At 54.6% G+C, this 13,239-nt stretch carries 6 protein-coding genes and 8 pseudogenes; 9 read left to right on the top strand and 5 right to left on the bottom strand.

Translation table 11 applies throughout. The features are described from left to right. Positions 1-70: 70 nt before the first annotated feature. The 5 genes and pseudogenes from TKWG_RS14400 to TKWG_RS21750 all read left to right on the top strand — a co-directional run bounded on the left by TKWG_RS14400 (position 71) and on the right by TKWG_RS21750 (position 4,281). A pseudogene (locus tag TKWG_RS14400) lies at positions 71-960 on the top strand (methylglyoxal synthase). Between the two features lie 281 nt (positions 961-1,241). Next, positions 1,242-2,017, top strand: a pseudogene (modA, locus tag TKWG_RS14395) (molybdate ABC transporter substrate-binding protein). 12 nt (positions 2,018-2,029) lie between these two features. Further along, positions 2,030-2,700, top strand: a pseudogene (gene modB, locus TKWG_RS14390) (molybdate ABC transporter permease subunit). Between the two features lie 86 nt (positions 2,701-2,786). Continuing rightward, positions 2,787-3,457: pseudogene (locus TKWG_RS14385) on the top strand (sulfate/molybdate ABC transporter ATP-binding protein). Beyond that, positions 3,454-4,281 (top strand): TOBE domain-containing protein, encoded by an 828-nt coding sequence (locus tag TKWG_RS21750; protein ID WP_014751539.1) that lies wholly within the window; start codon positions 3,454-3,456, stop codon positions 4,279-4,281. The pseudogene TKWG_RS14385 and the gene TKWG_RS21750 overlap by 4 nt, the downstream one beginning before the upstream one ends. A gap of 190 nt (positions 4,282-4,471) precedes the next feature. On the opposite strand, the pseudogene TKWG_RS14375 reads toward TKWG_RS21750, so the two are convergent. Both TKWG_RS14375 and TKWG_RS14370 read right to left on the bottom strand, forming a co-directional pair. Beyond that, a pseudogene (locus TKWG_RS14375) lies at positions 4,472-5,643 on the bottom strand (vWA domain-containing protein). A gap of 33 nt (positions 5,644-5,676) precedes the next feature. Next, positions 5,677-6,547 (bottom strand): annotated as a pseudogene (locus TKWG_RS14370) (AAA family ATPase). Between the two features lie 163 nt (positions 6,548-6,710). Here TKWG_RS14370 and TKWG_RS14365 point away from each other — a divergent pair. Beyond that, positions 6,711-7,063: pseudogene (locus TKWG_RS14365) on the top strand (c-type cytochrome). A 13-nt stretch (positions 7,064-7,076) separates the two neighbouring features. Then, the gene (locus tag TKWG_RS14360; RefSeq protein ID WP_014751535.1) at positions 7,077-7,445 is read left to right on the top strand and encodes a c-type cytochrome; all 369 of its coding nucleotides are present in this window, start codon (positions 7,077-7,079) and stop codon (positions 7,443-7,445) included. 166 nt (positions 7,446-7,611) lie between these two features. On the opposite strand, the gene TKWG_RS14355 is transcribed toward TKWG_RS14360, so the two are convergent. Then, complete coding sequence (locus TKWG_RS14355) at positions 7,612-8,040, bottom strand: DUF1841 family protein (RefSeq protein ID WP_014751534.1); 429 nt, start codon at positions 8,038-8,040, stop codon at positions 7,612-7,614. A gap of 454 nt (positions 8,041-8,494) precedes the next feature. Between TKWG_RS14355 and icd the strand changes: the two are divergent. After that, positions 8,495-9,750, top strand: a pseudogene (icd, locus tag TKWG_RS14350) (NADP-dependent isocitrate dehydrogenase). Positions 9,751-9,931: 181 nt separating this feature from the next. Here icd and TKWG_RS14345 read toward each other — a convergent pair. Both TKWG_RS14345 and TKWG_RS14340 read right to left on the bottom strand, forming a co-directional pair. Continuing rightward, positions 9,932-10,927, bottom strand: coding sequence for a tripartite tricarboxylate transporter substrate-binding protein (locus tag TKWG_RS14345; protein ID WP_014751531.1), 996 nt, complete (start codon positions 10,925-10,927; stop codon positions 9,932-9,934). Positions 10,928-10,961: 34 nt separating this feature from the next. Further along, positions 10,962-12,128, bottom strand: a complete 1,167-nt coding sequence (locus TKWG_RS14340) for a mandelate racemase/muconate lactonizing enzyme family protein (RefSeq protein ID WP_014751530.1) — start codon at positions 12,126-12,128, stop codon at positions 10,962-10,964. A 121-nt stretch (positions 12,129-12,249) separates the two neighbouring features. Here TKWG_RS14340 and TKWG_RS14335 point away from each other — a divergent pair, with 121 nt between their 5' ends. Continuing rightward, a complete protein-coding gene (locus TKWG_RS14335) occupies positions 12,250-13,173 on the top strand; it encodes a LysR family transcriptional regulator (RefSeq protein ID WP_014751529.1) in 924 nt (307 codons plus the stop codon). The last annotated feature ends 66 nt before the right edge of the window (positions 13,174-13,239 follow it).

Here is a 13,239-nt window from a genome sequence, read left to right as displayed (position 1 = left end):
ACGTATCACTACGTGCATTTTTTTTGCATGAGTTTGGGTTCGCTACGTTTAATATCGGGGAGTATGTCATATGTCATCAACAAGCAGTCTTCGTTTTGCGCTTGCAGCCAATCGCCTGCACCATGCAACGCCTGATGCGGGCCTGTTCACCTGGCTCAAGGCATCATCCGAGACGATTCGCGAACTGGATATAGAACTGCATACCGTTGGCCGTACGTATGACGCTATCCAGCGCGAAGGTTTCCTGTCGGGTTACCGGAAAAACATCCGATATCCATACGGACGGGAAGGGGGACTGATGAAGCTGGTGTCACGCGTCACCGTTCACGAAGCAACGCCCATAACGCTCGATGGAGCGATTTATCTAATTGATCCAGTGGACCCCTCATCAATTTTCCCCGAGGCACTGGCGCTTAAGCGACAGTGCATTACCCATGGCAAGCCCTTTATTTCAACTGTGGCCGGCGCATCGAATGGATGGAGGTCGAGCGTGTACTGGCAGGGCTGGAACCCCTGTCCGACTGCCTGTCGTCCGATGTGATTCGAGGGCAGACCCTGGCGCTGATTTCCCACGATGCGCTCAAAGCGGAAATGGTCGCCTATGCCTCGCAGTATTTCGAGATACTGTCGATGTTCGAGCGCCGTGTTGCCACCGGCACGACTGGCGGTCTGCTGAATGAATTGGCCTGGTCCAAGGGCTGGCCGGCTGACAAACCCTGGGTGGAGCGTTATCTGAGTGGTCCATTGGGCGGCGACGCACAGATCGCTGATCTGGTGCTGGACAGGCAATGCCAGCGGGTCATCTTTTTTGAAGACCCCCATGTGGCCAGACAGCATGAAGCAGATATTCAGTTGCTGGAACGGGCAGTACGCGTAGTCACTCACGACGCGACCTGCGCAACCGCAAGACAAGTGGCTCGCAAATGGGCCGATGCCGTGCAACGCGCCAACGCTGTATAAGTGCTTGCGACTGTGTCGGCATGTGCGCTGACCGCAGCGGAAGGTGGCAGGGCATACGCAGGCAGAACTTAAGCCGGCAGGGTATGCGGGTAGCAGGCAGGGGTCGTGGGTGCGCCAGATAACGACAACGTTGCGTGCGTGACAGGCACACGCTACTTTAACATTGGACTCAGGCAGGTTTCGATATATAATCATCTATATATCGGATTGTGCCAGTGGCCATGAACGTTTCAGGCGCAGGGGTCCGATACCTCTTCAATGCCCATATTGTGCAGGAAGCCATGGAACAAAAAAATATTCGCAGATATCGCCGGGCGCAGGCACTGGTCGCGGGTCTTGTCTTTTCGTTCGCATCACTTGCGGCAGGCGCCGACACGCTGACAGTGTCGGCCGCTTCCAGTCTGACCAATGTCTTTAAGGAGGTGGCAGCGGCATACAGCAAAGCCCATCCAGACATGCAAATCCAGTATAACTTTGCCGCATCGGGCGCACTACTGCAACAGATCCGTCAGGGCGCGCCGGTAGATGTGTTCGCTTCTGCGGATCAGAAAAGCATGGATGACGCGGCCCAAGGCGGCTTGCTTGATGAGGCAACGCGGAAAAATTTCGTACGCAATGAAGTGGTGCTGATCGTTCCTGCTGCTTCCAATGGTGCCGTCAGAGACCTGCAGAGCCTGGAAGCGCCCGCAGTCAATAGAATTGCTGTGGCAACGTTGCCAGCGTGCCTGTCGGACGCTATACCAAAGAGGGCCTGGAAAAAAGCGGACAGTGGGACAAGCTCGCACCCAAATTCATTTTCGCCGAAAATGTACGTCAGGTGCTGGACTATGTTTCCCGTGGCGAAGTGCAGGCAGGATTTGTCTATGCTACCGATGCCGCCGTGCGCAGCGACAAGGTCAGCGTGGTGCAGGCCCTGCCTATCAATACCGTGGTCAGTTATCCTGTCGCGGTCATCAAGTCTTCAGCCAAGGCGGCGCAAGCCCGTTCGTTCGTACAGTTTCTTGACTCTGAGCAGGCACAGGCAATTTTTGCCAACGCCGGCTTCAAAAAGCCCTGACGGCAATCAGTGATGGAACCGGTCTGGATCCCCTTGCTGATTTCCCTGAAGGTTGCCGGTGCTGCAATCCTGATCAATCTTGTCCTGGGCATTGGAACGGGCTGGCTGCTGGCGCGGCGTGCCTTTCCTGGCCGAGACCTGCTCGATACCATTTTGACGCTGCCCATGGTGTTGCCGCCAACCATTCTTGGTTACTATCTGATTGTACTTCTGGGGCGTTATGGCTGGCTGGGCCGCTATCTGGATCAATGGTTTGGCATACAGCTGATCTTCACCTGGCAGGGTGCCGTTGTGGCTGCGGTCATAGTCTCGTTTCCACTGGTATTCAAGCCGGCGCGCGCCGCTTTCGAGAATGTCGACAGCAGTTATGAAGATGCTGCCCGGGTGTTGGGGTTGAATGAGCTGGCGCTGTTTTTGCGCGTCACCTTGCCCTTAGCCTGGCGCGGCATTCTTGCCGGTTTGCTTTTGGCATTTGCACGTGCGTTGGGCGAGTTCGGCGCTACACTCATGATTGCGGGTAATATTCCCGGGAAAACCCAGACACTTTCCATTGCGGTGTATGAAGCCGTGCAGGCAGGGCCGATGCGCAGGCCAATTTCATTGTGGTCGTCATATCAATCGTATGCATCATCATTCTGTTTTCTGCAAGATATCTGGCGCCACGCCGTCTGGAGCAGCAATGAAAGCGGAAGTAAGAGAGGGCACAATGGCACCCGATAAGGGCCCAGGGGCTGCATCTGTTAGGCGTGAACCTGCTACGCCGTTTCAGCTGGATGTGTCGATTCGCCGTCAATTGCCGGTGGCGCGGCACGGTTTCACGCTGGATGTCGCGTTTTCTGCACGTACCCGGCGCATTGTGATCCAGGGCCGTCCGGTGCTGGCAAAAGCATGACATTGCGCGCCCTGGCGGGGTTGATGACGCCCGATAGCGGACGGGTTGTGCTGAACCAGGATGTTCTGTTCGATTCTGCCGCAGGCATTGCCAGAACTCCCCGGGAGCGGCAGATATCCTATCTTTTTCAGGACTATGCGCTGTTTCCCCATTTGACGGTCCGACAAAACGTGGCCTTTAGCCTTAACCGTGGTCTGCTGAATCCGGCGCGCAATGCCTGGCGCGAAGAGACGGATTACTGGCTGGATAAAATGCATATGCAAGCCTATGCCGATCGTTATCCCGAACAGCTTTCCGGTGGACAAAAGCAAAGGGTGGCGCTGGCGCGGGCACTGGCCAGCCGGCCGCGCCTGTTGCTGCTTGACGAACCCTTTGCCGCGCTGGACACCAACTTGCGACAGCATTTGCGCCAGGAGATCAGCCAGTTGCAATCACAGTTGCAATTGCCTTTGATTTTGGTGACACACGATCCGGTTGATGTCGCTGTGTTTGGCGATTTACTGCTGCACGTTCATAACGGCAGTATTCGTGAGCGGGGGACAGCATGAGCCGGCGCCAGACCTCTGCCGGCGAAATTGCCGGTGAATCTGTCGTTACCCGTGAGCCTGCAGCCCGCTCTTCGGTTCACACCGGTACAGTAGTTGAAAACTCGCCACCGCGACTGAATGTGCGTACGGCCATTGGTTTCGGACTGGAGCAACACGCGCTGGCAGACGAGCGTGATCTGCAACTGCTGGGTCATGTGCATCGCCTGGGCTCCATCACCCGTGCGGCCCAGGCCGCCGGCGTAACATACAAGACGGCGTGGGACAGGTTGCGCAATCTGCAGACGCGTCTTGGCCACGCCGTTGTGATTACCGCCAAGGGCGGGCGCGGCGGCGGACGCACACTGCTTAGTGAAAAAGGGCAGGCCCTGCTGCAGTACTATGAACAACTGCGCAGACAGCAGGATCATGCCGTTGAGCCCGATGTTGAACTGGATGCTGTCGGTGATGTGGCGATGCGCCCTTTGCCCCTGCGAAAAACCAGTGCGCGTAACCACTTGCAGGGCGTAGTCGCGGCTATTGATCGCGACGGCATGCGCGATGCCGTCAACATCAGTCTGCACGACTCGCTGCATGTGAGTGTCAATATAACGCACGCCAGCACGCTGGCGCTGGGTTTGAAAAAAGGCGTGGCCGTCTATCTGCTTATCAAGGCGCCGGCTATCCGGTTTGCCCGGCAGCAGCAGGTGCGTCAGAATGTATTTGGCGGGCTTGTCCGCAGTACTCGGCGCACGCATGATCAGCAGGAGCTCGAGGTGCAAATTGCCCCCGATGTACACGTGATCACCGTTGTGGGGATGGACCAGGCACCGCCTTGCGCAAGGTGACCAGTCTGGATTTATATTGATCCCGATACGGTGATTCTGGGCGTTGATTGAAAAGGGCGCGCACGGCGCCGGTATGTTTATTCGGTCGCAAAGAACAAGCCGGCCACGTGATTGTCAGCTTTAGAACGTCAGATCGTGACCTTGTCACCCAGTAAAAATTCCAGGCCGGCCCCCACGGTGTTGAAAAAAACTATTTTGACAATTGCCGCATGGCCGCTTCGATACCCGTCATGGTGACTGGATACATGTGATTCTGCATGATATTGCGAATGACATCTATAGATTGCCGATACTGCCAGTAGGCCTGTGGCTCGGGGTTGAGCCAGATGGCCTTGGGCCATGCGTCCAGGATGCGGGCCAGCCAGACGGCACCAGCCTCTTTGTTGTAGTGTTCTACCGAACCACCGGGGTGGACAATTTCATACGGACTCATGGTGGCATCGCCCACGAAAATAACACGCCAGTTGGCGTTATAGGTTCGCAGCAACTCCCAGGTATCGGTATATACTCGGCGCCACTCGCGTCATAGCGCCAGAAACGCTCATAGGGGCAATTGTGAAAGTACCAGACTTCCAGATTGCGAAATTCCGTGCGCGAGGCTGAAAACAGTTCCTCGACGCGCGCGATGTGATCATCCATGCTGCCACCGACATCCAGAAGCATCAGCACATTGACTGCATTATGCCGCTCCGGCACCATTTTGACATCAAGAAAACCGGCGTTGCGCGCCGTGCTGCGAATGGTGTCGTCCAGATCCAGTTCTTCTGCAGCGCCTTCCCGGGCAAAGCGGCGCAGGCGCCGCAGGGCTACCTTGAAATTGCGTGTACCCAGTTCCTGTTGATCGTCATATTCCTTAAAGCGGCGTTCTTCCCACACCTTGACGGCGGTCCGGTTGCCGGCCGAAGGGCCGCCGACACGAATGCCTTCTGGATGATAGCCGCTATTGCCAAACGGCGATGTACCACCGGTGCCTACCCATTTGCTACCCCCGGCATGGCGTTCTTTCTGCTCGTTCAGGCGTTCCTTGAACATCTCCATGAGCTTGTCCCAGCCGTGCTTTTCAAGCGCCGCCTTTTCTTCGGGCGTGAGGTTTTTCTGCATCTGGCTGATCAGCCAGTCCAGCGGAATGTCGGGCCTGGCGGGCAGGGTGGCGGGCAGTTTTTTGACAAACAGAGCAAAGGCCTGGTCAAAGCGGTCGAAAAGCGTTTCGTCCTTGACCAGTGTCAGACGCGCAAGATGATAGAAGTCATCCAGTGAGGGCGGCATAACGCGCTCGCGCAGGACTTCGAGCAGGGTCAGGTATTCCTTGACCGATACCGGAATCTTGTGGTTTTTCAGGTGATAGAAGAAGTCGATAAACATAATATGTTTGTCACCCCGAAGCCGGTACTTGGTCTAGCGCCGTGTCTGACGAGCCAGACCCGACAGGCGTTCCAGCAGGCTGATATCCTGCTCGTTTTTCAGGAGCGCGCCGGCCATCACGGGAACCGAAGTTGCCGCGTGGGCATCAATGCGTGCTGCGTCGATGTCTTCGGCCAGCAACAGGGCCAGCCAGTCCAGGAATTCGGAGGTGGACGGCTTTTTCTTCAGGCCTGGCGCATCGCGCAGCATGAAGAAATGATCCATCGCGGCGCGCAGAATATCGGTTTTGACTTCTGGATAGTGCACCTTGACAATTTCGCGCAGCGTATCGCGGTCTGGGAACTGGATGTAATGGAAAAAGCAACGGCGCAAAAAGGCGTCGGGCAGTTCTTTCTCGTTGTTGGAGGTGATAATGACCAGCGGTCGATGTTTGGCACGAATGGTCTGGCCGTTTCATACACATGAAACTCCATCTGGTCCAGTTCGCGCAGCAGATCGTTGGGAAACTCGATATCAGCCTTGTCAATTTCATCGATCAGTACGACGGTAGGCACATCGGATTCGAAAGCCTGCCACAGCACGCCCTTGCGGATGTAGTTGGCAATGTCCCGTACCCGTTCGTCACCCAACTGGGAATCGCGCAGACGCGATACGGCATCGTATTCATATAAGCCTGATGCGCTTTGGTAGTGGATTTCACATGCCATTGCAGAAGCGGATAGCCCAGGGCCCCGGCCACTTCTTCGGCCAGCATGGTTTTTCCGGTGCCCGGCTCGCCCTTGATTAACAGGGGTCGCTGCAGTGTCAGGGCGGCGTTGACAGCCAGTTTGAGATCGTCGGTGGCAACGTAACGTTCAGTGCCGCCAAAGCGGCTTGGATTCGGTGGAGATTGGCTAGGTTTCATTTCAATTCTGCAACAAAATAGGGATGATTTGAGCATCTGATCCCCAATACTACCCTAATCTAGATCAATTATGTCGTACAATCTGAAGCTTTAAAGCTGATCCGACCCGCTGGCAGTCTTGCGGTACGTTCAATCTCGACATTCGCTAACAAAAGAGCAAAATATGAAGTTATCCGCTTTCAAGCGCTCAGTTGCTGCGCTCGCCATTGTGGTTCCCTGTGCCTTCTTTAGTCAGGCATTTGCCCAGCAGGCTGCTGCTCCCAAAGGGGACATCGAAGCTGCCAAAGGCAAAATCTCCATGTGTATCGGCTGTCACGGCATTCCTGAATACCGCGCCAGCTTTCCCGAAGTCTATCGGTTCCCATGATTTCGGGCCAGAATGCGGACTATATTGTTGCTGCATTGAAAGAATACAAATCCGGTGCCCGGACTTTCCCTTCCATGGTCGCTATCGCGAAAAGCCTGTCCGATCAGGATATGCTGGATATTGCCGCCTATTTCTCTCAAGTAAAATAATCCGGGAACTGATATGAAACGCGTCTCTATTTTATTGTCAGGTGCCGTATGTGCACTCGTGGGTATGGCATCTGCCCAGGCGGCAGATCTGGCTGCCGGCAAGGCCGCCTTTGAGAAGAACGGTTGTGTGGCCTGTCACGGCGCCGCCGGCGACAAAACCATTGCACCCATGTACCCCATTCTGGCAGGCCAGCATGATGATTACCTGGTTCACGCCCTGACTGCGTACCAGCGTGGCGTCAGCAATGCGCCTGAATCGGCCAATATTCGCAAAAACCCGATCATGGGCAACGAAATCAAGAAATTGGGTTCAGCCGATATCGTTAATATTGCTGCATGGCTTTCTGCACAGAAAGGTCCATTGACACACAACCGTAAATAAGCGGCTTCTGGTTATCACGATCGGAATATTGCAGTTGTATTAAGGGGGCGCACAGTGATATGCATGTGCGAATACCAGACAGAAAAAACCGGACTATATGTTCCGGTTTTTTTCGTCCTCATGACCGTAGCCGTTGCACAGGCCGACCGGCCTGGCGGTGGCGTTGTCAATGCCTGGTTGAATGCTGGCGCAGCAGTTCCAGGTAATGGTCGGTGTCCAGTGGTTTGCCCAGGCGCTGTGATTCCCAGATGACCTGGCCCAGGCACTCCATGATTTCGTGCATGGCGTGATGCTCATCGCTGCGGGCAGCCAATTGCTCATAGATACTGCGAATGCCTGGCGGATGATCAATGGAGACCTGTTCATTGATGGCCAGGTGCATGGATAAATGCAAAAACGGATTGACCTGCCCCTTTTCCACCGCAAATTCCTGCTGGGCGGCATCCGGGTTCTCCAGCGCAGCGTGGTACTCCGGGTGTTGCAAAATCCAGGTCAGCGCCATGGACTCCATGGGCGTAAGGATTTTATTCTGACGATGCTTGGCCCAGGTTTCCGTAAAAAACTGGCGAACCTGGTCGCGGGATGGATTGAACATAAAAAAATAGGGAATAAAATAACGGGATTAGCTTAAAGTTAAAGCCCGAACAGGTTGATCGTGTGAAATATGAGGGGCCAGATGTCGTGACCCAATGCCGGCACCAGGAGTTGAGCCCCTGCACAAAAATCCAGCAATACCTATGGCGATTCGTGCCGATCCGTCGCAGGCTTGTTGCGGCGCATCCGTCATGGAACCGTTAGATGATTACCAGCGTTTGGTGACATTACCGATGGCCATCTGGTCATATCGTTCATCATAACATGCGCATTTGACCTGCTGCCTGCATTAACGCGCTCAATGGGCGCGATCCCGGCCTTACCATATTTTGTTTGGATAGGGGAGATTCCTGCCGCAAAAAAGCCGTTTTTCAGTTAAACTAATATGTCTTATATAAGACTCGTTTATCCAACGATTGTCTTCATGTTTTTTACTTGTGGGTTACGGAGCCAGCATGTCTTACCAGCACATCAAAGTCCCTTCATCGGGCGAAAAAATTACGGTCAACGCCGACTTTTCACTGAATGTCCCTGACCAGCCAATCATCCCGTTCATCGAAGGCGACGGCACCGGCGCCGATATCACGCCTGTGATGCTCAAGGTTGTGGACGCTGCGGTTGAGAAAGCTTACAGCGGTAAACGCAAAATCCACTGGATGGAAATCTATGCTGGTGAGAAATCTACGAAAGTATATGGTTCCGACGTCTGGCTGCCTGAAGAAACATTGGAAGCAGTCAAGGACTATGTGGTTTCCATCAAGGGTCCGCTGACGACACCTGTTGGCGGTGGTATTCGTTCATTGAACGTGGCGCTGCGCAGCAACTGGACCTGTATGTCTGCCTGCGTCCGGTACGCTACTTCAAGGGTGTGCCTTCACCTGTACGTGAGCCGGAAAAAACCGATATGGTTATTTTCCGTGAGAACTCCGAAGACATCTATGCCGGTATCGAATTCGAAGCTGAATCGGACCAGGCCAAGAAATTGATCGCGTTCCTGCAGAACGAGCTGGGCGTCAAGAAAATCCGTTTCCCTCAGACTTCAGGTATTGGTGTGAAACCCGTATCACGTGAAGGTACTGAGCGTCTGGTGCGCAAGGCAATCCAGTACGCGATCGACAATGACAAGCCCAGCGTGACCATTGTTCACAAAGGCAACATCATGAAGTTCACCGAAGGTGGCTTCCGTGACTGGGCCTATGAACTGGCACAGAAAGAATTCGGCGCCGAGCTGATCGACGGCGGTCCATGGAGCAAAATCAAGAACCCACGGACAGGCAAGGAAATCATCATCAAGGATTCCATCGCCGACGCCTTCCTGCAACAAATTCTGTTGCGTCCTGCCGAGTACTCTGTGATTGCCACATTGAACCTTAATGGCGATTATGTATCTGACGCGCTGGCCGCCCAGGTGGGTGGTATTGGCATCGCTCCCGGCGCCAACCTGTCTGACTCCGTTGCCATGTTCGAAGCGACCCACGGCACAGCGCCCAAATATGCCGGCAAGGACTACGTGAACCCAGGTTCAGAAATCCTGTCTGCAGAAATGATGCTGCGTCACATGGGCTGGACTGAAGCGGCTGATCTGATCATCGCTTCAATGGAAAAATCCATTCTGTCCAAAAAAGTCACTTATGACTTTGCCCGTCTGCTCGAAGGCGCAACGCAGGTGAGCTGCTCCGGTTTTGGTCAGGTCATGATCGAAAATATGTAATACCGGCTGACGGTTTACGTCGGTTCTCAAACCCGCATGGTGTATATCATGCGGGTTTTTTGTTCTCAATATACGGATTTTCGATTTGGCGATTTTATATAATCAGAGCTCGCTGGCTTTGCTCTGCGCCAGGCCAGATAACTATCAGGCCCCGGCTTTTTAAATACCCTGACGCCTTGTGTTATTCCGGCTGAATGCCGGCGCTCTTGATCACCCCGGACCAGCGGGCCGCTTCTTTGTCGAAGAATTTTTTGTGGCCTTCGGAGGACAGTCTGTCGTCGTTCACAATTGAAATGCCCAGTGCTTCCTGGCGTTTGATCAGTTCAGGATTTTTCAGCGCGACGCGCAGGGCGGCATTAATTTTTTCTACGATCGGCCGGGGCGTGCCCTTGGGAGCATAAAGCCCATGCCAGACACTGAAATTGAAACCAGACAGTCCGGCCTCATCCAGTGTCGGTACAGCGGTTAACGCAGGTATGCCCATGCGTTTCATGCTGCTCACACCGTACACCTTGACCTTTTTGCTTTCGATTTGGGGAATGCTGTTGGTTGCCTGTTCGCACATGATATCGATTTGCCCACCCATCAGATCAGTCATTGCTGGTGCAGTGCCTTTATAGGGAACAAAGGTCATCTTGCTGTTCAGTGCGCTTTGCAACATCAGGCTGCACAGATGGGAAGCCGAGCCAACGCCTGCGTTGGCCAGATTGATGGCGCTGTCTTTTTCTGCAATGTACTTTTTCAATTGCGCAAAATCGTTGGCTGCCAACGCAGGTTTGCTAATCAGTGTCGATGGCGCCTCATTGATCAGGCCCAGAAACTCCAGGTCTTCTATTTGGTAACCCGGGTCTTTGTACAGCGAGTGTGCCGTGGCCAGGCCAATGTGATGAACCAGCAGGGTATAGCCGTCATTTTTTGCCCTGGCGACGCGGGCGGTGCCGATCGTGCCACCTGCGCCAAGGCGGTTTTCGATAACGATGGGTTGGCCCATGGGTTCCCTGAGCGCTTCGGCGACATCGCGCGCAATTTTGTCGGAAGGCCCGCCTGCCGAAAATGGCACCACAATCGTGATGCTTTTTTCCGGATAGTCGGCCAGTGCTGTCGTGGCTGCAGTTGCGGCAAACAGGCCCGCAAGCAAGGTGAAGCCCAAGTTAATTCGTGTTGCGTGGTTATGCATGTTGCTGTCTCCTCTCTGTCGTTATTGGGGCGCGTTATGCCGATAGTTGCTGCATGACCTGATACAGATCGGCCTTGCCTTCGAATCCGATGCCCGGCAGATCGGGCATGGTAATGAAGCCGCTTTCCACTTTCACGCTATCGGGAAAGCCGCCGAATGGCTGAAAAAGATCGGGATATGATTCATTGCCGCCCAAACCCAGACCGGCAGCAATATTCAAGGACATCTGGTGACCGCCATGCGGGATGCAGCGTGTGCGCGACCAGCCGTGTTCATTCAGCATGTCCAGGGTGCGCAGGTACTCGACCAGGCCGTAACTCAGGGCGCAATCGAACTGCAGCCAGTCGCGGTCGGCGCGCATGCCGCCATAACGGATCAGGTTTCGCGCATCCTGCATGGAAAACAGGTCTTCACCGGTGGCCATGGGGTTTGGATAATAATTTCGCAGGGCAGCCTGCAGTTCGAAATCCAGCGGGTCGCCGGGCTCTTCGTACCAGAACAGATCGTACTGGCTCAGCGCCTTTGCATAGGCGATGGCGGTGTCCAGATCAAACCGGCCATTGGCGTCCACCGCCAGTTTCTGTCCGTCCTGCAGTACGCTCAGGATGGAGTCGATCCTGCGCAGATCTTCATCCAGGGAAGCGCCGCCGATTTTCTTCTTGACCACGGTATAGCCGCGATCAATATAGCTGCGCATTTCGTCCTTGAGTTTTTCATGATCCTGGCCGGGGTAATAATAACCACCTGCCGCGTATACAAAAACCCGGCGATCGGGCTGGCCGTTGCCATAGCGATCAGCCAGCAATTGGAACAGTGGTTTGCCTTCTATTTTTGCAACGGCATCCCATATTGCCATGTCGATCGTGCCTATTGCGACCGAGCGCTCGCCATGTCCGCCCGGCTTTTCGTTCGAGAACATGGTGGCCCAGATTTTGTGCGGGTCCAGGTTGTTGCCTGAGTCATCAATCAGTGTCGCCGGATCCGCTTGCATAATTCTTGGGATAAAACGTTCGCGCATCAATGTTCCCTGGCCGTAGCGACCATTGGAGTTAAAGCCATAGCCGATGACCGGCTTTCCATCACGAATTACATCTGTGATTACCGCTACGAGACTGAGCGTCATCTTGGAAAAATCAATGTAGGCATTACGGATGGGCGAACTGATGGGCAGGGTTTTTTCGCGAATTTCAACGATTTTCATTAGGGTTCCTGAGGTCTGAGTACGTGCTGTCTTTTTTGTACAGGCCTTAAGATTACGAGCAAAATAGCTTTTTATTCTTCACCTATAATTAATAATCTATTTACCTGAGGTGAACAGAACAATGATCTCTGACCTGGAATTCATGGTGATACTGGCCCGGCATGGCAATTTGGCGGCAGCGGCGCGGGCGTTGGATGTGACGCCGCCAGCGGCAACCAGGCGTCTGGCCCTGCTTGAAAAACGGCTGGGTGTCCGGCTTGTGAACCGGACCACGCGAAGCTTCAGCCTGACCAGTGAAGGCGAAACCTATCGCCAGCATGCGACCCGGATACTGGGCGACATTCTGGATATGGAAGATATTATTTCGTCAAGCCGCAGGCCGCGCGGGCTATTGCGGATCAATGCCACGCTGGGTTTTGGCCGGACTACGGTCGCCCCATTGGTGTCGGAGTTTGCCAAACGCTATCCGCAAGTCGAAGTGCAAATGGAAGTGACCGACAGGCCGGTAGACCTGGTCGAGAATGGGTTTGACCTGGCCATTCGTTTTGGCGCCTTGCCAGATAAGCGCCTCAATGCCAGACGGATCCTGTCCAATCAACGATTCCTTTGCGCTTCGCCGCTATACCTGGAGCGCCACGGTACGCCGTCCAGCCTGGCCGATCTGGCCCAGCACCGATGCATCATCCACCGACAGAATGACGATGCCTATGGTATCTGGCGCTTTACCCATCACGATCACAGTGAAGTGGTGAAAGTCCATGGGATGCTCTCGAGCAACGATGGCGATATCGTGCTCGGTTGGGCGCTGGATGGACACGGCATCCTGATCCGCTCCGAATGGGATCTGGCCAAATATCTGCAAAGTGGCCGGCTCAGGGTCGTCTTGCCGGCCTTTACGCTGCCGGCTGCAGACTTATATGTTTACTATCCCAGCCAGCGCAATCTGCCCGCACGCACCCGGGCATTCATCGATTTTCTGGTCGCGCATTTTGAGCGGCCGGCCCAAAGTGAAGTGCCGACAGAAAAATCGGGGCCGGCAGGTTGATGGGCAGTCTTTGCTAGCCGCATGCATGTGGGAGGAGTGCGTTCAGCGGGGATCAGAATTTCCATC

This window comes from Advenella kashmirensis WT001 (genome assembly GCF_000219915.2).
GTDB classification, from domain to species: Bacteria; Pseudomonadota; Gammaproteobacteria; order Burkholderiales; family Burkholderiaceae_B; genus Advenella; species Advenella kashmirensis.
Note: the sequence above shows the minus strand (reverse complement) of the source record. Positions and strands in the feature narration are given on the sequence as shown.